The sequence below is a fragment of the Dermatophilaceae bacterium Sec6.4 genome, assembly GCA_039636865.1.
In the GTDB taxonomy this organism is placed as follows: Bacteria; Actinomycetota; Actinomycetes; order Actinomycetales; family Dermatophilaceae; genus Allobranchiibius.
In genome coordinates this window covers 2,167,004-2,189,888 of the sequence record CP144172.1, presented here as the reverse complement: position 1 = coordinate 2,189,888, position 22,885 = coordinate 2,167,004, and the positions used below count along the sequence as shown (strand labels likewise).

Below are 22,885 nucleotides of genomic sequence, written 5' to 3'. Positions count from 1 at the left end.
GCAAATTTTAGCGGCTATCGACTTCATTGCCAATTTCTGCAGCCGGCTACCACCCGCGACCCACGTCGATGGCCGCTTTGAGGCACCGCCGCCCCGCGACGACCGACGACCAGGCACCTGCGACTGCTACTGCTGCGACACCCGCCAGAGCGACCATCTGTGCGGCCTTACCCGGCAGACGGGGGCGATCCCCCTGCTCCAGGTCTGTGCTGGTCCCGCCGGTGAGCTGTCCGAGCTGAGCCCGATGCAGCAACTCGGCCAGATGCAAACCCTCCCGGCCGCCACTGTCGAGCTCATGGATCTGGGTGCGGCAGCTGAACCCGTCAGCAAGCACGACCGCGGCCGGGTCGGCCTTGCGTAGCGCGGGTAGAAGAACACTCTCCGCGCACGCCACGCTGACTTCCAGGTGGCCCGCTTCAAAGCCGAAGTTGCCCGCCAACCCGCAGCAGCCGGAATCCAACCGCTCCCGCGTGGCGCCCGCATCGGACAACAATTTCTCGTCGGCAGCCCAGTCGTCCAGCACGGCATGCTGGTGACAGTGGACCTGGGTGATGGTGTGTACGTCGTCCAGCCGGGGCGGTGACCAGCCCGGAGTGTGCTCGGTGAGCAGCTCGGCCAGAGTGACCGTCTGGTCGTGCAGCCGCGCGATGTCGAGATCCTCCGGCAGCAGATCGGGTGCATCCGAGCGGAAGACTGCGGTACAGCTGGGTTCCAGGCCCACCACCAACCCACCGGCCCGCACGTGGTCCGCCAGTTGTGCGGCAGTGCGCCGCAGCACCTTCTTGGCCATGTCGAGTTGGCCGGTCGAGATCCAGGTCAACCCACAGCACAGCGGCTCGGTGGGTATCACGACCTCCCAGCCGGCATCCTCCAGCACCGCGACCGCAGCCTGCCCGACGTGCGGATGGAAATCGTTGGTAAAGGTGTCCGGCCACAGCAGCACCCGCCCCAGTGATCCGGGGCGCGACCCCCCGCGGCGCAGCCACCACTGCTGCAGTGTTTCGTCTGCGAAGAGCGGGATCTCCCGTGGCTCCAGACCGGCTGCCCGGGTCGCGAGACCCGGAAGGAGCGGCGCATGCGCCAGCGCATTGACGATTTTCGACAGCCGGCCGCGGGTCACTCCGGCGGACAGCAGCGGCAGCCAACCGAGTGCGTAGTGCGAGCGTGGACGTAACCTGCCCTCGTAATGGTGGGCGAGGAACTCCGCCTTGTAGGTTGCCATGTCGACATCAACCGGGCAGTCGCTCTTGCAGCCCTTGCACGACAGGCACAGATCGAGCGCGTCGCGGACCTCGGTCGAACGCCACCCGTCGGTGATCGGTGAGTCGGGGTGGCCGTTCAGCATCTCGAAAAGCAGTCGTGCGCGGCCGCGCGTTGCGTCCTGCTCCTCCCCGGTGACCTGGTACGACGGGCACATCACCGACCCGCCCTCATGGGTGTGCTGGCGGCACTTGCCGACGCCGACACAACGGGTCGCAGCGTTCACGAACGAGCCGCCGTCGTTGACGTAGGAGAAGTACAGCTCGCCGTTGTAGGTCGGCGCCCACTCGGCACCGAGACGCAGTTGCTGATCCAGCGGGTTGGGATCCACGACCTTGCCAGGGTTCATCCGGTTGGTGGAGTCGAAGATCGCCTTGAGCTGCCCAAAGGCATCGACGATGTCCTGCCCGAACATCGTGGTCAGCAACTCACCGCGGGCCTGGCCGTCGCCGTGTTCGCCTGACAGCGACCCGTTGTACTTGACCACCAGCTCAGCGGCTTGCCCCGCGAACCGGCGCATGTCGGCAATCCCCTCGGCGCTGCGTAGATCGAAGGGGATGCGGGTATGCACGCAGCCCTGGCCGAAGTGACCGTAGAGGCTGGGCGCAGTGTCGTCGGCATACCCGAAATCCTCGAACAGCTGCTCCAACTCGCGCAGATAGTCCCCCAGTCGGCTGGGGTCGACGGCGGCGTCCTCCCAGCCGGGCCAGGTGGACGGGTGATCAGGCACGTGCGCTGCCGCACCGAGGCCGGACTCGCGCGCCTCCCACAGCTGATCGGCGTGCTCGGCCGTGTCCATGAACACCACATTCGCGTCGTCGGCCGACCTGCCCAACGCCTCCACCACGGCATGCGCGGCCTGGTCGGCCTCCTGCGCGGTGTCGCCCCCGAACTGCACCATCAGGTAGCCGCTGCCGTCCGGCAGTTGTGCCAACCCGCCGGCGTTGAGGTGCTGCAGTTGCTCATCCTTGACCAGCCGATCCCCGAATCCCTCCAGCGCAATCGGGTCATGCGACACGATGTCGGGCACCGCGTCAGCCGCATCGGCGATCGTGTCGTAGCCGAGGACCACCAGCGAGCGATGCTTCACGATGGGCAGTAACTCCAGCTCCGCCCGCAGCACGGTGACCAGGGTGGATTCCGAACCCACCAGCAGCCCCGCGACGTCGAAGTCGAATTCCGGCAGCAGCGAGTCCAGGTTGTAACCGGACACTCGACGCGGGATGTGCGGGTAGCGCTCGCGTATCTGGTCGGCATGGTCGTCGCGCAGCGCGCGCAACTGACGGTAGACGTGGGCGCGACGGTCGCCGTGCCTCTCGATGTCGACGTATTCCTCGTCAGTGGTCTCGCCGCACCAGAAGCGGGTGCCGTCGTAGAGCAGCACCTCCAGCCGAGCGATGTTGTCGACAACTTTCCCGGTGCGCTGCGCCGTCGCGCCGCAGGAGTTGTTGCCGATCATTCCGCCGAGGGTGCAGTTGGGGTGCGTCGCCGGTCTGGGGCCGTAGCCCAGGCCGTACTCCCGAAGCTGTTCGTTGAGCACGTCCAGCACGATCCCCGGCTCGACCACACAGGTGCGCGCGTCGGCATCCACGCTGATCAGCCGGTGGCAATACTTCGCCCAGTCGATCATCACCGCAGCATTGGTCGCCTGCCCGGCCAGACTGGTGCCGCCGCCGCGGGAAGCGACCGGCACGTCATGCTCGCGGCAGACGGCGATGGCATCAACTCCCGCCTCCACGCTGCGCGGAATCACGACGGCGATCGGGATCTGCCGGTAGTTCGAGGCATCGGTGGAGTACGCCGCGAGCGTCCCCGTGTCGAACCGCACCTCCCCGTCGACCCGCTGAGCCAAGGCCTCCTGGAGTAACTGCGGCTGGAGTAACTGCGGGTCGGCCAGGTCGGTCGTACTGCGCATTCCCATAGGATTCCTTTGATTTCGAACATGGGCGTTATTGTTGTCCTACAGCAACTGTCTTACCGCACCTGTCCCACTGGCGGCAAGGAGCACCGACAACCCCACTACGACATCCAGGATCGGTGCCATGAAAGAGCAGCAACATCAGGGGCAGCGCACGAAGGTCGCCGCGCGTATGCGAATCCGTGCGGAGGGCATGGTCGGTGGGGCTGCCCGGCTGAAGGTGATCGTGCTACTGGCCGCAGTGCTCTCGCTGACCACCGCAGACCTGTCGACGATCGGCGCGACCGCGCCACAGTTGGAAATGGCGCTGCACATCAACAACACCGACATCGGCCTTCTGGTCACCGCCTCCAGCGGCATCGGAGTACTGACCACGATCCCGTTCGGGGTGCTTGCCGATCGTGTCCGACGGGTGCGGCTGCTGTTGATCAGCATCGTGGCCTGGAGCGTGATGGTGGCAGCCTGCGCGGCCGCGCCGACCTACACCTGGCTTCTGATCTCCCGGCTTCTGCTCGGGGCCGCCATCGCGGGAGCCAGCCCGCTGATCGCCTCGTTGACAGGTGACCTGTTCGAGCCCGCCGAACGCGGCAGGATCTACGGGTACATTCTCAGTGGGGAACTGGTGGGCGCCGGCTTCGGACTACTGATCTGCGGGGACCTGTCCGCTGCGGTCAGCTGGCGCGCACCGTTCGCTCTGATGGCCGTACTCGGTCTGGGGTTGGCGTGGACGATCCGAGGTGTGCTCCCCGAGCCCGCCAGAGGTGGCGCGAGCAGGCTTGCCGTCGGCGCCAGCGACATACCCACCGCACAGGACATCGCGCACTCCCCCGCCGGCGAGCAATCTGTTGTCGCCAAGGAAACCGTCCTGGACACCGAAGTCCGCCGCGCACACATCCCGCCCCGCGAAAACTTGCAATTACGTCATACACCCGAGCATCGATCCATCTGGTGGGCCGCGCGTTACGTGCTGTCGGTGCGGACCAACGTCGTCCTGATCATCGCCTCATCGCTGGGGTACTTCTTCCTGTCCGGGATGCAGACCTACGCCATCCTTTTCGCCCGCGGCCGCTTCGGATTGACCCAAAACCAAGCCAGTCTGATGCTGGTCCTGATCGGCGGCGGATCGATCGTCGGGTTACTGATCGCCGGCCGGCTCAGTGACTCACTCATTGCACGCCACCACATCGCCGCCCGACCCCTCGTGGCCGCTGTCGGCTTCCTGACAGCTGTGGCTTTCTTCATACCCGCCCTACTGACCACCACGCTGTGGATCGCGTTCCCGCTGATCTTCCTGGGCATCATGGGGATTGGCGGAGCGAACCCACCGCTGGACGCCGCCCGGCTGGACATCATGCCCTCCCCCTTGTGGGGGCGTGCTGAAAGCGTCCGCAGCGTCCTACGAAAAGCACTGGAGGCCGGCGCACCCCTGCTGTTCGGGTGGGTATCCACTCAACTCGGCGGCAGTGGCGGCGGATTCGGCCACCCGGATGCCACCCAGCCGTACCACGCAATCGGGCTGGACCGCACCCTGCTACTCATGCTGATCCCACTGGCGATCTCCGGCCTTCTCCTGCTCCTCGTCGGCCGACGCACCTATCCACGCGACGTAGCCACCGCCGTCGCATCCGAGAAAGCCATCCGTCACTCGGCCTGATCACTACCCACGCCGATCATCCGTCCCGGCAACCTACCTGCAGGTAGTGCATGCCCTATTGTTGCTATAAGACAATATTTCAGTGCAGGTTTGACGGTGGAGGCCAACCAGATGGATACGACGAATACAGCACCGAGAATCGGCTGGGTATCCGATCCGCGGGGTAGCGGAAAAATCGGGATGGCGCACGCGACCTACCGTGGGCAGTCCACCGCGCTGTGCGGGATCGCCACTCCCTACCTGGGCGACTCGTGGCCGCTGCCAGGCAAAGTGTGGGACCGTCCGTACAGTCGTTGCTCCTCATGCGCGCATCACCTCTATGCCGGTCGCGTGCTGTGATGCAGCAGTCGCAGCAACACGCGGCGAACTCGGGTGGCTCCGTGCCGCATCTACCGCCACAATGGTGCGCGAGCACTCCCCCTTGTGCGAACAAGCACCCTGTTCCTTACGACTTCGAGGAGTTCGACCTATGTCGATGACCGTCCCTACCCCCCGCGTCCTCGGTGACGCGATCCCCGGCGGCCTGGTCCGCGATATCGCGCTGGTGGCCGGCGGTGCCGGGCTGACCGGGATCGCTGCCCAGATCGCGCTTCCGCTGCCGTTCACGCCCGTCCCATTGACTCTGCAGACCCTTGCCGTGCTGCTGGTCGGTGCGAGCCTGGGAACGGCACGTGGGTTTGCGTCAATGCTTCTGTACGTGGCCGCCGGCGCTGCAGGTATGCCCTGGCTCAGCGACGGCAGCTCCGGCATCTCGTCCGCGTCCTTCGGTTACGTGCTCGGGTTCCTGATCGCCGCGCCGCTGGTCGGCCGGCTTGCCCAGGGCGGCGCAACCCGGCGACCGCTGCACACTGCGGGCCTGATGATCGCGGGCAACCTCGCCATCTACGCGATCGGGGTGCCGTGGCTGATGGCCTTTGCCCACCTCGGACTGGGAAAAGCGATGGCACTCGGCGTGCTGCCCTTCCTGATCGGTGACCTGCTCAAGATTGTCGCGGCATCCGGGGCGTTGCCCACAGCATGGCGCCTTACCGGACCTCGCTGAACAGCTCGTCAGTCAGGTGATCGGGCAGCCCAGGCATGGGCTGCCCGATTTTGCTGTCCGAACGGACCGCAGCGATCTCAGCCGGTCTGGCCATCGTCGCGGCTCTCGGCGATCCGATGCGGGATACGCAGCAGTCGCAGGCCGGTAACGAGGACGAGCCCACCCACCAGGTTGCCGAAGACGGACCACCCCAGGGCGCCCAACCAATCGAGATACCCGTAGTCCGCCCTGCCGGTCAGCAGCCCGGCAAACATCAGGATCGAATCCAACACCGAGTGGAAGAGCTGGGCGCCGACCAGTACGAAGGACATCAGCACGGCAGCCACTATGCGTACGCCGAGGTTCTCGGTCGCGTGCTGCATCCGCGTCAACAACGTGATGACTGCGCCCGCAAGCACGGCGAGGAAGAAGGAGCGCCACGAGACGCCGAGGTGCGCGTAATGGGACCCGGCCTTCACCGCGGCGTCGTGGACGTCAGGGAAGGCCACCACAACCATTCCGGCCATCGCGAAGCCCGCGATCAGATTTGCTCCCAGCGTGATGACCCACAGTCTGATCAGCTGCGTGAACGTACCCACTTTGGCGACCGCGGCGATCACGGGCACCAGGAAGTTCTCGGTGAACAACTCACTGTTGGCCAGCAGCAGCGCCACGAAGCCGACCGTGAACGCCAGCGATGCGAGGAGCGCGTCGCCCGTCTTGGCCTCCACCACGAGGTAGATCAACACTCCTACCCCGACATCGACACCGCCCAGAAGGCCTGTCGACACCAGCGGGAGCAGAGGTCGGTCCAACCGCTCGTGACCTTCATCGACCAGCCGCTCGTAGGTCTCCTCAAGCGCGGGCTCCTTGCGAGAGCCTTTCGGCGGGGCAATGCTGTCCGATCCGCCAGATCCACTGCTCATGAGATCGGCAGGGTCTGGTTACGAAATGAGTGCACAACGAAACGGTAGCTGTCGGTCCGCGTTCCAGCAGCACCACTGCACCGCAGACCACACAGCCCTCGTGTCCGGGTCAGACGAAGGCACTCTCGCCGGTGATGGCGCGACCCACGATCAACGTGTTGATCTCGCGGGTGCCCTCGTAGGAGTAGATCGCCTCTGCGTCTGCAACGAACCGACCCACGTGGTGCTCCAGCAGGATGCCGTTGCCACCGAGTACCTCGCGTGCCCACCCGACCGCCTCGCGCATCCGCACCGTCGAATGCACCTTGCACAGCGATGCGTGCTCATCCTTGAGCAGCCCCGCATCCTGCAGCTGCGATGCCCGCACGTTCATAGCGGTAGAGGCCGTGACGTTACTGAGCATCTTGACCAGCAGGTCCTGTACCAGCTGAAAGGACGCGATCGGCTTACCGAACTGTTGACGAGCCTTGGTGTACCGCAGTGCGTGCTCGTATGCCCCGCGCGCGCATCCGGTCGCCTGCCACGCCACGCCCATTCGAGTCACGCGCAGCACGTCGGCGGTGGACCGGAAATTACGGGCGTTCTGTAGCCGGTTTGCCTCGGGCACCCGGACGTCGTGCAGGTGGATCTCGGCATTCTGGACGACACGCAGGGCGATCTTGTCCTCCTGCTTGTCGAAGACCATCCCCTCGGTCTCTTTTTCCACCACGAAACCCTTGACCTGACCATCGTCCTCATCGCGAGCCCAGATGACGACGAGATCGGCGAACGCCGCGTTGCCGATCCACTTCTTCTCCCCGTTGAGCACCCACTCGTCCCCGTCGCGGCGGGCGCTGGTGGCCAGCCCGTTCGAGATCGCGGAGCCGACATCCGGCTCGGTCAGACCAAACGCACCGATGAGGTCCATTCGCGCCATCGCGGGCAGCCACCGCTCGCGCTGCTCCTGCGAGCCGCACAACTGGATCGAACCCATTGCCAGCCCGCCGTGCACGCCCATGAAGGTGGCTATCGACGGGTCGACCCGGCCCAGTTCCATTGCAATCATGCCGTCGACCAGGGCTCCGCGATCCGGACATCCGGGGCCGTCGTACGCCAGGCCAGCGATGCCGAGCTTCGCCAGGCCCGGAACGAGCTCATGCGGAAACTCCGCACGGGTCCAGTAGTCATTGATGATCGGCTCGACCTCGCGGTTCATGAACGCGCGTACCCGGTTCAGCAGGTCGCGGTCCTGGTCTTCCAGGAGAAGCTCGAAGCCGAGGAAATCGGAGAAAGGGGAATCCTCCAGGCTGCGGTCAGCAAGACGGCTGCCGTCTAGTTCGCTCATCGTGGGTTCTCCTCATCGGGGCTTGTCGCATTGATGCTGCCACGGTCCAGAAACGCGTCGATGACGGGTGCCAGCGCATCGGCCTCGGTCAGAATCGCGAGGTGCCCGCCGTGGTAGACGTGCAACTGCGAATGCGGGATGAGCGCGGCCTGCATCTTCGGGTTGGCAACCGGGATGATCGGGTCGTCGTCGCCGCCCATCACCAGCGTCGGCTGCCGCAACAGACCCAGGAACGGCAGACTCGTCCACCCGGTCATCGCGGTCAGCTGGTAGTAGTAGCCCCGCTTGGGCCCGGAGCGGGTCGCGGCGTGCAGCAGCGCCGCCCCGTGCGCGGGGTCGGTGCGCATCGATCCGCCGTAGATCTGCGGCGCCACTTCCGCCGCGTAGGCGGGATCGCGGTGCCGGCGCGGCGTCGACATGATCTTCAGCACGCGTGGGTGGGCCGGCACCATGAGCGTCCCGGTGCCGGTCGCGACCAACACCACCCGCCGTACCCGGCGTGGGGACTGCACAGCGAGGTGCTGTGCGAGGCCGCCACCCCAGGAGAGACCGAAGACGTCGAACCGGCGGTGACCCAGTTTCGCCATCAGCGCGGTCACCCAGGAAGACAGCGCCGCGATGGCATATGGGAACGGCGGCAAAGCGGAACCGCCGATGCCGGGCACATCGAATCGCACCAGTCCCCGGTCAGGATGCAGCTCATCGACCAGCGGTTGCAGCGCTTCCAGGCTGACGCCGATGCCGTTGCAGAGCAGCAGGGGCGGCTTGTCGGTGTAGGCACCGACACCCGGGCGCACCGAGACGCGGGCGGTGATACCGCGGACCGTTACGTTACGCACCCGGTCCTCGGCTCGTGACCCAGCGCCTTTCGCGGGCTCAGCGGTCATGGACATACGTGCCCGGTGCCGGGTCCAACGGTTTGTATGCAGCGTTACCCAGCTTGCGTGGTGCGGTGCGCAACGCGCCACTGCGTAGCGCGAGCCACGGCACCCAGTCCTCCCACCAGCTGCCCTTGACCTTGACCGCCGCCGTCAACCACTCCTGCGCGTCCTTCGGGTTGTCTGTTCCTTGTTTCCCTTCGCCCGACGGCGAGGTCTGGAAGCTGGCCTTGGGGTTGCCGGGCGGGTTGACCATCGCGGCAATATGACCGCTGGTGGACAGCACGAATTTGGTGTCGCCGCTCAGTAGCTGGGTGGTCTGATAACACGACTGCCACTTACAGAGGTGATCGGCGATTCCGGCCACCACGTAGGAGTCGGTCGAGACCGTGCCGAGGTCGACCTTCGTACCGAGCATGGTCGAGGCGCCCGGCTGCACCAATGCGTTACGCAAGGCGAGGTCCATGAAGTCGCGATGCATGGCCGCACTCATTCGAACCGGGTCGGCGTTCCAGTAGAGGATGTCGAACGCCTTGGGGGCGTAACCCATCAGGTAGTTGTTCACCCAGTAGTTCCAGATCAGGTCGTTGGGTCGCAACCAGGCAAAGATCTCCGCCAGGGTGCGCCCGTCGAGATATCCCTTCTCGCTCGAGGCGAGGGTCGCGGCGGCGGCCACCTTCTGCGAGAGCAGTGCGCTGGTGACACCGGCCCGCTTCTGGTCGAGGACGGTCACGGCCAGGCTGTACGACGCGACACGGTCCTGCTCACCGAGCTGGACCAGGTGGGCCATCAGCATGGAGGTGATGAGACCGCCGGAGCAGATCGCGAAGATCGCGGTTTTCCGTTGCCGCGTGATGTCCTCGCAGGCCTTCATCGCTTCCAGGATTGCCTGACCGTAGGTATCCAGACCCCAGTCGGCGTGCCGTACGTCCGGGTTACGCCAGGAGATACAGAAGACCTGCTGACCGTGCTGCACGAGGTGCTCCACCAGTGAGCGTTGCTTCGCCAGGTCGATCACGTAGTACTTGTTGATCGTCGGCGGCACGATCAACATCGGCACGGAGCGGACCTTGGGAGTCTGCGGGGTGTACTGAATCAGTTCGAAGACATCGGTACGCAGCACGACGGCACCCGGCGTCACTGCGACGTCGCGGCCCACCTCGAACGCGTCGGCCTCCACCATCGACGGCACGCGCGGGGTGGTGGCGAAGTCCTGCGCGAACCGCCGCCCGCCCGCGAGCAGGTTGCCTCCACCGGTGTCGAGCGTCCGCTTGATGACCTTTGGATTCAGGAACGGATTGTTGCTGGGCGCAGCTGCCTCGACCAGGTTATCGACGATAAAACGCATCCGCTGATCATCAGCCCAGTCCAGGTCGGCGTCGTCGACCAGCCCACGGGCTGCTGACCCGACTGCCAGATAGCTCTGCAGGGTCGCCTTGAAGACCGGGTTCGTCGCCCACGCCTCCTCACCGAAGCGTCGGTCTTTCGCACCGGGTTCCAGCAGTGAACGGCGCAGGCCGACCCGAGTCAGTTCATAGGCCAGTCCGGCCGCGCGTCTGGTGACCACCCGGGGGTGCTTCAGCAGTCCTGCGGCGAACTTCACCCCCGCCATCCCCGGGACGAATTGCCGGAACGGGCCCTCCCCCGCTTTGGCCAGCAGCAGGTCCAGTGGAGTTGCCAGCGCAGTGTCGGCCGACAGGTCCGCCGATTCCTGCGTTTCGTCCTGGGCATGCATCCGGCGCTCGGCCTGATCAGGAGCCTGCTTGGACGCGTTAGTCACTTCGAATCTTTCTGCGGCGACCTGACCTCGCGCCGCAGAATCTTGCCGGTGGGACCTTTGGGCAACTCGTCGACGATCCATACCGACCGCGGGTATTTGTAGGCGGCCAACCGCTCTTTGGCAAACGCCTGCAAGTCCTTTTCACTGATGTTCGTGCCGGATTTGAGCGCTACGGCGGCGCCCACCTCCTCACCCAGGCTGTCGTGGGGTATGCCGATGACGGCCACCTCCGCGACTGACTCATGCTCGTACAGGGCCTCCTCGACCTCGCGCGGGTAGACGTTGTAACCGCCGCGGATGATCAGGTCCTTTTTGCGGTCGACGATGAAGAAGTACCCGTCCTCGTCCACCTTCGCAAGATCGCCCGTGCGGAACCAGCCGTCCTTGATTGCCTCGGCAGTGGCCTCTGCGCGGCCCCAGTAGCCCTTCATGACGTTTTCGCCCTTGACGACGATCTCGCCGACCTCACCCTGCGCGACGTCCTGGCCGTCGTCGTCGATCAGTTTCATCTGCACATTGCGCACCTCATTCCCGATCGAGCCCGGCTTGCGCTGCTGGCCCGGTTGGTTGAAGGAAGCGGCGGGAGAGGTCTCGGACAGGCCGTACCCCTCGAGGACGATGCAGTCGAATTTCTCCTCGAAGTTCTTCATAACCTCCACCGGCATTGCCGACCCCCCGGAGATGCAGGTACGTAGGCTCGACATGTCCGCCTTGTCGGCTCCCTCGGCATGCAACAGGCCGGCGTACATCGTCGGGACGCCCTCGAAGACGGTGACGTGATCGCGCGCCACGATCTGCAGTGCCTTCTCCGCATCGAAGCGCGGGATCAGGGTCAGACATGACCCCTTGAAGACGGATGCGTTGAGGCCGCAGGTGAGACCGAAGACGTGGAACAGCGGTAGACAGCCCATCACGACGTCGGTCTCGGTGAGCTCGACCAGTGTCTCGGCGCTGGTGACCGCGTTGGTGTGCAGGTTGTGGTGGGTCAGCTCTGCGCCCTTGGGCTGACCAGTGGTGCCTGAGGTGTACAAGAGAACAACGGTCTCGTCGTCCTCGCGGTCCACGACCTCGTCGTCGGGCTGGTGCTGACCGAGCATCTCGGCGAAGTCGAGCCCGACCTCTATGCACTCGATCCCGACCTCCGACGCGCCCTTCTCGGCTTCTGCGGCCATGTCCTTCCACGCGAAGACGATCGAGGCACCGGAGTCTTCGAGGTAGTACTTCACCTCGCGGCCCTTGAGCAGCGGATTCATCGGCACCACGACAGCACCCATGGCCACGGCACCGTAGAACAGCACCGGGAAGGGCGGCACGTTGGGCATCACGAGACCGACCCGGTCGCCCGGAGCCACTCCCTTGGACTTCAACAGGGCTGCAACCCGCCGTGCACCGTCCTGCAACTGTGTGTAGGTCAGTGCCAAGTCGTCGAGCTTGATCGCGGGGCGGTCGCCGTGCTGCTCGGCGGTGTGAGTCAAATTTTCGGCCAGGTTGGTCACGGTTTACCTTCGGCGTGCGTCGGCATGCGGGCCGTACCACACAGGCGACTCCGCTGGGCGGCACGGCAACCTCATGGAGATCTCGGGTGCTGGACCCTACTGTCCAGTTTTTTCGGTAGCGATACAACCCCCACGGCATTCACGGACGGCGCGAAACGGGAGGCTGCGCGATGCTCCGTTCGTGCGGCCGCTGTGATCGGGGTTTCTCAGTCAGTCGCGTCCGGCTGCACGACCGTCTGGTCAGACAGTGGATCTTCTGCCGGGTCCTCATCGGCGGATACGCGTGGTGGTCGACGGTGGAATCGGACCCAGTCCAGGTGCAGCACTTCGTTGGTAGGCCCGATGTATCGCGGTGGCATGGGTCGATCCGGCTGATCCGTTACATGCGCCGACCCATTATCGGGTCTGTGATCGGGTCCAGCAGGTACTGCGGACGGTGCGGGCGGTGGTGGTGGTGCGGTGACAGGTTCGATCACCCACCCGGCCCGGGCCCGAAATTCAAAACGACCGCGCCGACCAGAACCATTGGAGTCGCCCTGGCCCCACGGCACCGGATGGATACTGAAATCACCGATGTGGTGACGGTCGTGATGATGCGGACACAGGCTGATCAGGTTGTCCAAAGCTGTGGCGCCACCATCAGCCCAATGAGTGATGTGGTGACACTCCACATGATGCAGGCTCAGACAACCGGGGAACGCGCAGCCACGATCGCGGTCCTCCACCAAACGGCGGGTCCGGTCGGGCACGATCCGTTGCGAACGACCGACATTGACCGGGGACCCTTCGGTCTCCCAGATCGGCTGCAGCAGCCCGTCACAGGTCCACTTACGCAACAAGTGGCCCGGGAGCGCACCACGTTTGGTGACCCAGCCTTGGCCGTTGGTGTCCAGGTGCAGGTAGATCCGGAATTTGCTGGCCCGACCCGCCACACTCTCGGTGCCAACGTGTAGGGATCGGGTCGCGAGTTGCTCCATCGCATCAGCCATCCGCACCCTGCGGTCACTGCCCTGGCCCGAGGACCCAGCGCTGGCCATGCCGGACGCGCCCGAGACGGCGTCGCCACCCTGGGTGGCCAGAAACAACGCATCCTTGGCCTCCACCAGGGCCCGTTCGACCAGGGCACCGATATCAGCGGGCGCGGAGTACTCCAGGTGGAACCGGTCACGCTCCCACCGCATCACCAACTCCGCCGGTTGCGCCGCAACCGACAACGCGTCGGGCACCTGCTGGGGTGCGTCGATATCGCGACCGGGTGGGGTCTCGGTGAAGTCGTACTTCACCAACGCCCGCCGTAACTGCGGAACCGTCGCGTGAACTGCTAGATCGACCACATCCGTGTCGTACCCCACCGGCGTATGCGCGGCGACGACGGCGGCCTGCCCCAACGACAACCGACCCGAAGCCACCTCCCGACCCAACGCCGGCAACTCCCCCGACCTTGTTGCGATCCGCACCAGATCCCGAGCCGTTGAGGGTGAAACCCCCGCGAAACACGTCAACCAATGCTCCACCGAACGCACACCCCGGATCGCCCACAAATCATCGGCCACTAAGCGCGCGACCAGCGCGATCAGCTCCGCGTGTGCGGCGTTCAACCGCCCACAGATCGCCCCGACCACGTCCAATGGATCCGCACCAGTCACGACCGAAAGCCTCACCGGCGCAACGGAATCTCCGCTGTCACTGACAGCCGCGACATCCCGCCTCGAACCCATGTACCCATCAAAGCATCCACCACCGACAAGCCCCTCCAGCTGAAGAACCGGTGCAAACAACGCGGCCCCCCGGGTCGCCGAGTCGCGCCTGAGGCAGGTGGTTATCCCGTTGGGCGGTGCAGGACATCAGGGACCTCGCTCTACTGCGTCACCACGGCGTCGCGAGGCGCCGGTGGGATGCGCTGTGCTCCCTCGCATCAAGGCACCCAGCAGCATGGAAATCCTTGACTTCGAGACACTGATGCATCCAATCCTGGCTCACCTCGGTAGCGGCGCAACGAGGCGCTCGCAGGGCAGGAAAGAAGCGATGGCAGAGGCCTTCTCGGTTCGCGATCTCGAGCGTCGCGCACCATCTGGAGCTCGCGAGACGAGGCTCTGCTGGCCACCTCGCGCTGGTAAGCAGGGTCGCTGACACGATTCTTAGGATTTGGAAGCGCGCGCGACCGTCCGGGACCGTCGTGCCGTAGGTCTCCCATTGAGCGGAATAGTTCACTGAATACGGCCTACGGGACGCTCGGGCCCAGTACTCACCGGGGCTGGTGTCAGCTTGAGAAGTCGTCCGCACTGATGTCAGAAGTCTTCGGCGCTGGAGCGGCAGCCCTTGGACGAACTCTGTTCCGTCATCTCCGGAACGGGATCGCCGGCCGGTGACGCGCTGACCGCGAGGACGCGCACTACCGGCTAGGTCGTGAGTCCCATCGCGGTTGCGGTCAATGGGCCAACGATGCCGTCGGGGGTCAGGTGGTGCGCGCTCTGGTACCGCACGACTGCAGCCTTGGTGAGCGGCCCGAAGTAGCCGTCCGCGGTGACGTGCACCACACGTTGTACTTGCGCTACTTCGCTCCCGTGGCTGCCCTGGGAGATCGTGGCCCACCCGGCCGGCTGCGTGGTAACGGTGGTGGCGCCCACCACTTGGTTCAGATGACGGAACGCGAACCCTTTGGCTTTCAGGGCGGGGATGGCCCGTTGGTAGCCGGGGTTGGTGCCACTGCCGGGGCGGTTCATGTGGCTGATCAGGATGTCTCCGGGTTGGGAGGTCATCACTTGGGAATACACCACGTCTGCGGGGAACGTTGCCCCAGCGTCACCGTTGACCGCGAAACTGACCAACTCTTGTCCCATCCACGTCGCTGCCCGTGCGGATACGTCGTCGGTGAAACACGTCCCGACGCGCATGAACCGGGTGGCGTGGTTGCAGTTGTACCCCATCCACCAGTAATCAGCCGCGACTTCTTCCCACACGCCGGCCACGTTGGACGTGCCCCGGATCCCGTACGCGGACCGGCCCGTCACCGAGAGTGGGATATGGGCCCACCCGTGGGACTCGATCTCGAACAATGGGTCCGCAAGGAGCTCTTTGAAAGTGGCCTGGTTGTTGGTAGCCCAGACCCGGTTGATGAACAACGTCGCCGGCGCCTGGTACTTACGCAACGTCGCGATCAACGCCGCGTCGTAGTAGGTGACCGTCCCACCACACGCGTCGAACGCCAACGCGATCGCATCCTTCCCGGCGGCGGTCGCAGTCGAGAACGTGGAATGCACCCCAGGGGCGTAAAAACCCCAATACGACGGGCGCTGCCCCGCGAACTTCGCGACCGTCGCCGCCCGCGACTGCAGCCGGAACGGCGCCCGCACCGTGGCCGCCGACGCCGACGGCTCAACACCCATAGTGAGGCCACCAACAGCCCCCAGAACACCCAACCCCGAACCCACCAGCAACCCGCGACGACTGATATCCACAGATCTACTCCCTGACGTGGTTCGCATGAATAAATCTTTCGCGCTGCGTGTCGCTCACCAATGCAACGGCGCACACATAGCAGCCATCGCAAGCACCGACCCGGCGCTACATGGAGCCCACATTGAATAGAGATGTTCTGAGAATTTGCTGAGACCTCCGACAGCACCAGCCCACACGCGCCGAAAGTCGATCCCGTCCCCGTTCGTCGGACAGTCCCCCGCGCGGTGGCGGCCACGATGGACCCGCGGTGGTGAACTGGTGCGCGGCTCTGGAGCGAGTAACGGTGTTCGCCGGCGCCTCGTATGACAGGCGAGAGCAGATGCCCACATTGGCAGTCACAACCTGGGTCCCGTAGGCCGAAATGCATGCGACAACAGATCAGATTCCCCGATGGGCGCCTGTCGCGCCCATCGGGGGATCGCCGTAACGGGATCCCGTTACGACAATTCGTTGAGTCCGGTTGATCGACGACCACGATGGTGCTGATTTGTCGTCGTACGCCGTTGCGCTCACCGACCGCACGGACTGTCCGAGACATCGGTACGGCTGCGGGACGGGCTAGGCGGATGCGGAGCTCTACCAGCGCCGTTGGTGCGGGCGATGCCAAGGAGGCTTGTTGGGTTGGCAGTAGCTGAGCGGATCTGGCAGGCACACGTGTCAGGTCGCCCGCGTTGGTGTCCGTTGGCTGATCGATTTTCCTGCAGCGAACTCAGCCCTTCAGGAAGGCCATCGACACACCACCACATCTGGAACCAATGGCGTCGGGTCAAGGTGTCAACATCAATACTGGTGGTGCCCCAAGCGCTGTCAAACCAAGGCCAGCATCTCGCTTCAGGTGCTCACCGGTCACAGGAACAGCGAAGCCGAGAAACCGTGACCCCTCCGGTGCTTGCACCGGACCCAGGCCTTCACCGCACGCCCGTTCCGAGGGGTGTCTACATCATAAGGCCGAGGTGCAGGCCGTCATTTGTCCCCTACGAATGCCGTCTTTGCGCCGATTCGGTCAGCCCGGATCCGATACACGATCAATGGGTACAGACAACCCGTTTCCCGTATTGGAGTCACATGATGCAGCGGAGAACACCAGAATGGACTCGGGCTGGCGGCTACCTCGCTGATGGGCATCCATCGCAGTCCCCGAACCTCGCGGGCCGTCAGCCGGGTTGGCCTTTCGTGTGCAGCCCCGTGGACGACCGCCATCGGCGCCCGATCCGGCGTTTCCTACGGTTCAACACTTTAGTTCAGTTCGCAGTCGAACCAGCGGATGCTTACCAACAGTCTGATGTTTGACGCCATCACGAACGCCCTTATCTTCGTGGCTGTCGCCGTGCTGCTCACACGCACTGTTGCTATGGCAAGCCGAGCCCACCACATCAATCGTCGTCGATTTGGCGGCGTCGTGCGCCGGCTCGAATCGGTCTAAGAACCCCAACGCCTGCCAGGAGTTATTGACCCTGGCCACAAGTTCGAAAAAGAGAAGGAGATGTAATGAATTTCGCGAACGTCGTATTATATGTTGTTTTGATCGCGTATGTCCTTTACGGAAAGGCGAAGGGGTGGCCGATGAAAGCGCCGAAGAAGCTCTTCGCGCTGCCCATCGTCATTGTCGTAATCGGTTATGGCGACGCTACCCGCGGCACGATCAAGCCCTTCGAGATCGCGTTGATCGCTATTGGTTCGGTTATTTCGCTCGTGCTAGGAGTCATGCGTGGACGGGCGGACAAGATCTCCATCCGCGACGGGGGCCAGTACGTACAGTGGGGCGTGATGTCGTTCGGGCTGTTCGCGGCCAACCTCGTGGTCAAGGTGATCCTCGACGCAGTTGGAGTAGCAGCAGGCATGAGTTTCTCCACCGTTGGGAACTCGCTTGTTTTTACCCTTGGACTCACCCTGGTCGGTGAGGCGATCGTGTTGTTCATGCGCTCTGGGGGAGCGACAGGCCTGTTGGACACCAGCGGAAATGGAACAACACAGTCAGGACAACCGCGCAGGAAGGAAAGGGCCAACTCCGAGACCCCCTTTTCCGATTCGACATACACCAATGACGCCATCCGACCCACTGCCCTGCACGCTGGTAACACCCCAGAAAGCCTTCGCAGGTCGCGGTCCAACCTGCGTGGCGGTGCCCTTGACTGGGTACGGGACCAAGTCGACCAGCCAGGTTCTGATACCCGATACGACCGACCCCAGCGTCGCCGCGAGCGTCGGTAGTTCTCGGGCCGGCGGGGCCGGTCACCCACACATGAATTTCTTTACACCTGCACATGGGCGTGGAGGCACCAGGCAGGGCTGACTGGGCTTTATGAAAGAAGGCGTGTGGGTGGAGTCATAGCGTCGTGGCGGCGGTACTGGACTAGCAGGACCGATACCACGCGACTCCGCGATTCCCGTCTACGTTTGGACCAGCACCGTCAAAGCACTCTCTACGCCCTGATCCTTGCCGTTGCTCGCGCCATTGTGGACGGACCCCAGGCCGTCTTGGACGAGCACGATCGTGATGGTTACGCCAAGATGTGGGCTCGACATCCGTACCCGCTCGACCTCCTCCACCAGATTCAGAAGCTCCTCGCTCCCTCGTAGCGGTATTGCCAATCGCTGACCGGCCATTCCGTAGGGACTGTCAGACTGTCGCAAATGCGGGATGTACGAACTCAGCTGATCTCAGCGTTTCACTGGCACTCCGATCCACCTGTTTGGCCCGAGCACCGGATCTACTACGCGGATAACAGCGGGTGGTGGCGCGAACCCACCATTCTTAGTGAAATCGGCAGTGCCCTCGCGACGTTGTTTGAGGAAGAGACATCGACTGTGGTGATGGGTCCGGAGTCGCGCGGCTCTTTGCTGGGGCCGCTTGTCGCCATGCAGCTGGGCGTCGGTTTCGCAGAAGTTCGGAAAGAGGCTGATCGAGCATCGGATGATGACGTGTGGCTGCGGCGCAATACGCCGCCTGACTACCGAGATCGGCAGTTGGAGATGGCGATCCGTCGTTCTGTTCTTCGGACCGACGATCGGGTGCTGCCGTCATCGTCGACGGCTTGGAGAACTCCGCTGATCGGCGTGCGTTGAAGCTCAGGTCTCTCCTTCACCTTCGCGATCTCCGCCGCAAATAAGTACGGAAAACGGGCCTTGGACGTCGCCCCGAGCCCTAGCTCGGAAGGGGAACGTCGTAAGCGGCACCACGATCTACATTTACCTCAGCAACGGCTGACGGCACCCCGGTCTCACTTCAGAAGCCGAGGCACTGGAATTTCAGGTTCACTTTAGGACCTGACTTCTGGCTAGCTGCGGCGGCTCGAATCTAACGCCGTCGACCTGGTGCCTCCCGTTTGACGAATCTGATGGAGCCGGTCGCGAGGACCAGCACCACGCCGACGATCAGTAGCCACAACAGGCCGGGTAGGAGGGCGCCGAGCAGGATGAAGACGGTCCCGATAGCCAATAGAACTTGAAGAACTGCCAACATGTGGGTGTTTCTTTCGCTTGGTGCGGTGTGGTTGTTCGGAGCGTCTGCCTCACGGCGAAGTGAACAGCAGTCAGCGAGCAACACAGACCGGCGCGGTGGGTCACTGTGCGTAGTTCTGGTCTCTTGACATGGTCAGAGGGCAAACCAGGACGTCATCAATGGTGATGCCTGCAGAAATGAGTGGATCTCGCGCTCTCAGTTGCTCGGGCTGGTCACATCAGATACAGGCGGGGCGCCATTTCTTCTGCGGAATGCCCGGATGACGATGAGGATCGATTCCAAAAAGAGACACGCGACCCACGCTAGCAACAATTCACCAATTACGAGAATAGGCCAGGAAAATAGTCCGTGCGTCGAATCACTCCCTTGAGTTCCAGGGCTATCTGGCGTGTCAGTTAAAATTGTAGATGACACGGCAATAATCAAGATCGTCGCAGGTGGCCCTACTAAGACAAGCCAGCCGGCAAGACCTACTCGTTGCGGTTGTAACCACGCATCAGCCAAGTGGAAGAACCACATCAGCGAGACAATGATCGGCACGACCCAGTACCACCACATCAAGGGCCTTTCTCGAACTGGGTCTCTTTGGCGAAGTTTCTATGGATGTTTGGCGGGACTAGCAGGCATACGGTCGATGGTATTCCCCCAAAAATTCATGCGCCGAACATTTTTGCAACCTGTTGCGCCAGCAACCAACACGGCACCCAGCTAAAGTTAGATCGTATTATAGGCGGACACGCTGCTGCCGCGCAGTCGTCCGGTTGTTCGAGCGGTGCCCGTCGAGCTTGTGACAGCATTACCGCCGTCCGGCGGTCCGACCCAGCGGTAATCCCAGCGGAATCTGGTCCCAATTGCGGATCATCGCGCGGTCTGCAGAGAACTTACGATTCGTTGATGACCGACTGGCAAACCCGCGTCACGGCGTTCACGATGACGCGACGCGACAGCGATTGGCTGATGTTGCAACACCAGCGAGGTGGCGCCGTCCGTTGGGAGTTACCCGGCGGCCATGTCGAGTCCGGTGAAAGTCTGGAACAGACAGCTGCACGCGAAACTCTCGAGGAGGCTGGTGTCGTCGTTCGCGTCGACCGGTTGATGGCTACCTGCGTGCACGAGTGGCCCGAGCGACGGACGCGCAAAATCATCTGCTTCTTTGCAGCAGTCCCTATCGACGAGGCATCCCAGCCTAGGGTCCGCCCCGAGGAACCAGAGGTCGTCGCGGCCGCGTGGCGAAATCCGCTGACTCTCAATCTGGATCAGGTCAGCAGCTTCCTGCACCCTCTGATTCGTGCGCAGGAGTCTGAATGGGCGGACGGGCCCGTTCACTTCCGAATGCAACATCGCCAACTTGCCGACGGGTCCTTCGCGCCCTTTCCAGCCTGAAGACGGAACAGACGCACCCTCCCGAAGCATCCCGATTGGCGGTCGATGTCGGGCACTGGGCTGATCACCGGTCGAGGATGGAGATGGGCGGACGTCGGCCTTTACGCTCGAATCAAACGAATGCCCAGATCATCTCTGCAGGGCATGCTGGTGACCATGGCGAGATCCCCACATGGTTTCAGCTACACACGCGTCGGCGAAGAGATCGTGATCGACCACCATGGCCGGCAGGCGACGATCCTTCGAGGTGCCGCCATGACCCGGTTCTTGAGTGATGTCGAGAATCGAGATCCTCAACAACTCATGGCGCGCGTGACCGGCAATTACAAGCACGGGAACGAGCGGGCTTCTACGGGTCATCCCCGTCGTCAAGGACGCTGACCCTGTGCCGCACACCGGTAGTCGATCGGCCTACAGACCGGCGGGCTGCGGTCATGGCCGCGCTCACGGCGGCCCGTACCGCTGCCACAACTCATCGCGCTCCGGTCTCCCGACCGGTTTGGCGTCAAATACGAGCCCGTTCACATTGTCGTGCTCGAACCTGCCCTGTTCGAGCTCGGCCACCACACACCAGCGCGGCCCGTAGTCCTCATTCGGCTCATCACGCGAGTAATAGTCAAATCCTGTGGATGGGCGTGTCACGCGACGTGTTGATCACCGCCTGATTCGTGGTCGCTGGGTCGTTCGATCAGGATGCCGTTTTTGAAGGTGGCGCCGGCTCGGACGAGGGCGACGAGGTGGGGTGCGTTGACTGCTCGCCATCTGGTTTGGGCGGACTGGATGAGCTTGAAGGCCATCGCGACCCCCGCGGCCCTCGAGCCGGGTCCTTTCGTCACCCGTTGGCGCAACCGGACGGTCGCGAAAGTTGATTCGATGGGGTTGGTGGTGCGTAGGTGGACCCAATGCTCGGCCGGATAGTCATAGAACGCGAGCAACACGTCCAGATCATCGGTGATCTTCGCGGCAGCCTTGGGCCATTTCGTGCCGTACTCCTTCGCGAACGACCTGGCCGCGGCCTGGGCGTGCGTCTTGTCCTCGGCGTTCCAAATTTCGGCCAGTGCGGCTTTCGCGCCCGGCTGAGCGGACTCCGGCAGGCAATTTAGGACGTTGGCGATCTTGTGGAACCAGCACCGCTGCTCACGTGTTTCGGGGAACACCTCGCGCACAGCAGCCCAGAACCCCAACGCCCCATCGCCTGCTGCCAGGACCGGGGCGGCCATCCCGCGGCGTTTACACGAGCGCAGCAGGTCCGCCCAGGACTCGGTCGATTCGCGGTGCCCGTCCTCCAACGCGATCAACTCTTTGGTCCCATCAGCGCGGACCCCAATCATCACCAACAGGCACACCTTGTCCTGGGCCAGGCGAACTTTGAGGTGGATCCCGTCCACCCACATGTACACGTAGTCGGTGCCGGACAGGGACCGCTTGGTGAACGCGTCCGCCTCGCCTTGCCACGCGGTCGTTAACCGGGTGATCGTTGCCGGTGACAGGCCATGGCTACTGCCTAGAAACTGCTCCAACGCCGGAGCGAAATCATTCGACGACAGACCGTGTAGGTACAACAACGGCAGCACTTCAGCGACCTGCGGGGACTTACGCGCCCACGCGGGCAGGATCGCTGAGGCGAACCGGGCCCGCGCCCCAGTGCCCTCCTGAATCCTCTTGTCGTTGACCCGAGGTGCCCGGACCGGCACCGCGCCCGCCGCAGTGCTCACCTCCCGCGGCTCGTGGAACCCGTTACGCACCACCAACCGGTGACCATCAACGTCGAGCTGGTCCGCGAACGCGTCGATATACGCGGCGACCTCACCCTGCAACGCTGCCGCAAGCATCTGCCGGGCACCATCACGCACAATCTGATCCAGCAACGACCCGCCCTCAACCACGGCGATCTTTTCGTTACTGTCCTCGCTGGACCCGCGGTTCTCCTGAGCTACCTTGAGCATGGGCGTACCTTCCCGAGCCGGCGCGCCAACGCCGACCCCGATCAGAACTTGCATGGGCTTCAGATCTTGCTCGGGAGGTACGCCCTCTTCACGTCACCTCGCCGAACTCCATCCACAGGTTCTGATCATTACTCTCATCACGCCGGTCGTCCCGCCAGTTGACCTGGTACCAAAGTCACTCTCGCTTCACCCAGAAGAACGGAAGCCCGCGCATCCGGCTCACCGCGGTCGTCAGAAACGCCTCGACACATCCGTCACGACTCAACTCCCACACTGCATCGCGGAATGGATCCAGCCTGGGGTCACGGGGCCAGTCTCCCGAGAACACCACGACCCCAGTATCGGGTCACTGGGCTGACCAGCCTGCCGATTTTGAA

Annotated in this window: 17 protein-coding genes; 6 read left to right on the top strand and 11 right to left on the bottom strand. The window is 63.7% G+C overall.

Features of this window, described 5'->3' with window-relative positions:
- Positions 1 to 46 precede the first annotated feature (46 nt).
- Positions 47 to 3,175 (bottom strand): FAD-binding and (Fe-S)-binding domain-containing protein, encoded by a 3,129-nt coding sequence (locus V3G39_10460; GenBank protein ID XAS75090.1) that lies wholly within the window; start codon positions 3,173 to 3,175, stop codon positions 47 to 49.
- Between the two features lie 127 nt (positions 3,176 to 3,302).
- On the opposite strand from V3G39_10460, the gene V3G39_10455 reads away from it, so the two are divergent.
- The 3 genes from V3G39_10455 to V3G39_10445 all read left to right on the top strand — a co-directional run bounded on the left by V3G39_10455 (position 3,303) and on the right by V3G39_10445 (position 5,874).
- A complete protein-coding gene (locus V3G39_10455; protein XAS75089.1) occupies positions 3,303 to 4,832 on the top strand; it encodes an MFS transporter in 1,530 nt (509 codons plus the stop codon).
- 111 nt (positions 4,833 to 4,943) lie between these two features.
- Positions 4,944 to 5,171, top strand: coding sequence for a hypothetical protein (locus V3G39_10450; GenBank protein ID XAS75088.1), 228 nt, complete (start codon positions 4,944 to 4,946; stop codon positions 5,169 to 5,171).
- A gap of 130 nt (positions 5,172 to 5,301) precedes the next feature.
- Positions 5,302 to 5,874 carry a biotin transporter BioY gene (locus tag V3G39_10445; protein ID XAS75087.1) on the top strand — a complete coding sequence of 191 codons (573 nt, stop codon included), beginning with the start codon at positions 5,302 to 5,304 and terminating at the stop codon, positions 5,872 to 5,874.
- 77 nt (positions 5,875 to 5,951) lie between these two features.
- Here the strand turns inward: V3G39_10445 and V3G39_10440 are convergent, their stop codons facing one another.
- The 7 genes from V3G39_10440 to V3G39_10410 all read right to left on the bottom strand — a co-directional run bounded on the left by V3G39_10440 (position 5,952) and on the right by V3G39_10410 (position 15,715).
- A complete protein-coding gene (locus tag V3G39_10440) occupies positions 5,952 to 6,779 on the bottom strand; it encodes a formate/nitrite transporter family protein (protein ID XAS75086.1) in 828 nt (275 codons plus the stop codon).
- A gap of 109 nt (positions 6,780 to 6,888) precedes the next feature.
- A complete protein-coding gene (locus V3G39_10435; GenBank protein XAS75085.1) occupies positions 6,889 to 8,103 on the bottom strand; it encodes an acyl-CoA dehydrogenase family protein in 1,215 nt (404 codons plus the stop codon).
- Positions 8,100 to 8,990, bottom strand: coding sequence for an alpha/beta fold hydrolase (locus V3G39_10430; protein ID XAS75084.1), 891 nt, complete (start codon positions 8,988 to 8,990; stop codon positions 8,100 to 8,102). Before V3G39_10430 ends, V3G39_10435 begins: the two co-directional genes overlap by 4 nt.
- Positions 8,980 to 10,761, bottom strand: coding sequence for an alpha/beta fold hydrolase (locus tag V3G39_10425; protein XAS75083.1), 1,782 nt, complete (start codon positions 10,759 to 10,761; stop codon positions 8,980 to 8,982). Before V3G39_10425 ends, V3G39_10430 begins: the two co-directional genes overlap by 11 nt.
- On the bottom strand, positions 10,758 to 12,257 hold the full coding sequence (locus V3G39_10420) for a long-chain fatty acid--CoA ligase (GenBank protein ID XAS75082.1): 1,500 nt from the start codon (positions 12,255 to 12,257) through the stop codon (positions 10,758 to 10,760). Before V3G39_10420 ends, V3G39_10425 begins: the two co-directional genes overlap by 4 nt.
- Before the next feature lie 206 nt (positions 12,258 to 12,463).
- Positions 12,464 to 13,903: a DUF222 domain-containing protein gene (locus V3G39_10415; protein XAS75081.1), complete on the bottom strand. Its 1,440-nt coding sequence runs from the start codon at positions 13,901 to 13,903 to the stop codon at positions 12,464 to 12,466.
- A 753-nt stretch (positions 13,904 to 14,656) separates the two neighbouring features.
- Entirely contained in the window at positions 14,657 to 15,715 is a 1,059-nt protein-coding gene (locus tag V3G39_10410; protein ID XAS75080.1) for a polysaccharide deacetylase family protein, read from the bottom strand.
- A 1,489-nt stretch (positions 15,716 to 17,204) separates the two neighbouring features.
- On the opposite strand from V3G39_10410, the gene V3G39_10405 reads away from it, so the two are divergent.
- Both V3G39_10405 and V3G39_10400 read left to right on the top strand, forming a co-directional pair.
- Positions 17,205 to 17,927 carry a hypothetical protein gene (locus V3G39_10405; GenBank protein ID XAS75079.1) on the top strand — a complete coding sequence of 241 codons (723 nt, stop codon included), beginning with the start codon at positions 17,205 to 17,207 and terminating at the stop codon, positions 17,925 to 17,927.
- A 423-nt stretch (positions 17,928 to 18,350) separates the two neighbouring features.
- Positions 18,351 to 18,782, top strand: coding sequence for a hypothetical protein (locus tag V3G39_10400; GenBank protein XAS75078.1), 432 nt, complete (start codon positions 18,351 to 18,353; stop codon positions 18,780 to 18,782).
- Positions 18,783 to 19,014: 232 nt separating this feature from the next.
- On the opposite strand, the gene V3G39_10395 is transcribed toward V3G39_10400, so the two are convergent.
- The gene (locus V3G39_10395; GenBank protein ID XAS75077.1) at positions 19,015 to 19,179 is read right to left on the bottom strand and encodes a hypothetical protein; all 165 of its coding nucleotides are present in this window, start codon (positions 19,177 to 19,179) and stop codon (positions 19,015 to 19,017) included.
- Between the two features lie 894 nt (positions 19,180 to 20,073).
- Here V3G39_10395 and V3G39_10390 point away from each other — a divergent pair.
- A complete protein-coding gene (locus V3G39_10390; protein XAS75076.1) occupies positions 20,074 to 20,562 on the top strand; it encodes an NUDIX hydrolase in 489 nt (162 codons plus the stop codon).
- 444 nt (positions 20,563 to 21,006) lie between these two features.
- Here V3G39_10390 and V3G39_10385 read toward each other — a convergent pair whose 3' ends face one another.
- A complete protein-coding gene (locus V3G39_10385; GenBank protein XAS75075.1) occupies positions 21,007 to 21,204 on the bottom strand; it encodes a hypothetical protein in 198 nt (65 codons plus the stop codon).
- Positions 21,201 to 22,508 carry an IS256 family transposase gene (locus V3G39_10380; GenBank protein ID XAS75074.1) on the bottom strand — a complete coding sequence of 436 codons (1,308 nt, stop codon included), beginning with the start codon at positions 22,506 to 22,508 and terminating at the stop codon, positions 21,201 to 21,203. Before V3G39_10380 ends, V3G39_10385 begins: the two co-directional genes overlap by 4 nt.
- Positions 22,509 to 22,885: the final 377 nt, after the last annotated feature.

Excerpts from the sequence above, each read along its gene's own strand:
- V3G39_10460 (XAS75090.1), bottom strand. The coding sequence starts at position 3,175 with ATGCGCAGTACGACCGACCTGGCCGACCCGCAGTTACTCCAGCCGCAG.
- V3G39_10455 (XAS75089.1), top strand. The coding sequence starts at position 3,303 with ATGAAAGAGCAGCAACATCAGGGGCAGCGCACGAAGGTCGCCGCGCGT.
- V3G39_10450 (XAS75088.1), top strand. The coding sequence starts at position 4,944 with ATGGATACGACGAATACAGCACCGAGAATCGGCTGGGTATCCGATCCG.
- V3G39_10445 (XAS75087.1), top strand. The coding sequence starts at position 5,302 with ATGTCGATGACCGTCCCTACCCCCCGCGTCCTCGGTGACGCGATCCCC.
- V3G39_10440 (XAS75086.1), bottom strand. The coding sequence starts at position 6,779 with ATGAGCAGTGGATCTGGCGGATCGGACAGCATTGCCCCGCCGAAAGGC.
- V3G39_10435 (XAS75085.1), bottom strand. The coding sequence starts at position 8,103 with ATGAGCGAACTAGACGGCAGCCGTCTTGCTGACCGCAGCCTGGAGGAT.
- V3G39_10430 (XAS75084.1), bottom strand. The coding sequence starts at position 8,990 with ATGACCGCTGAGCCCGCGAAAGGCGCTGGGTCACGAGCCGAGGACCGG.
- V3G39_10405 (XAS75079.1), top strand. The coding sequence starts at position 17,205 with ATGAATTTCGCGAACGTCGTATTATATGTTGTTTTGATCGCGTATGTC.
- V3G39_10400 (XAS75078.1), top strand. The coding sequence starts at position 18,351 with ATGCGGGATGTACGAACTCAGCTGATCTCAGCGTTTCACTGGCACTCC.
- V3G39_10395 (XAS75077.1), bottom strand. The coding sequence starts at position 19,179 with ATGTTGGCAGTTCTTCAAGTTCTATTGGCTATCGGGACCGTCTTCATC.
- V3G39_10390 (XAS75076.1), top strand. The coding sequence starts at position 20,074 with ATGACCGACTGGCAAACCCGCGTCACGGCGTTCACGATGACGCGACGC.
- V3G39_10380 (XAS75074.1), bottom strand. The coding sequence starts at position 22,508 with ATGCTCAAGGTAGCTCAGGAGAACCGCGGGTCCAGCGAGGACAGTAAC.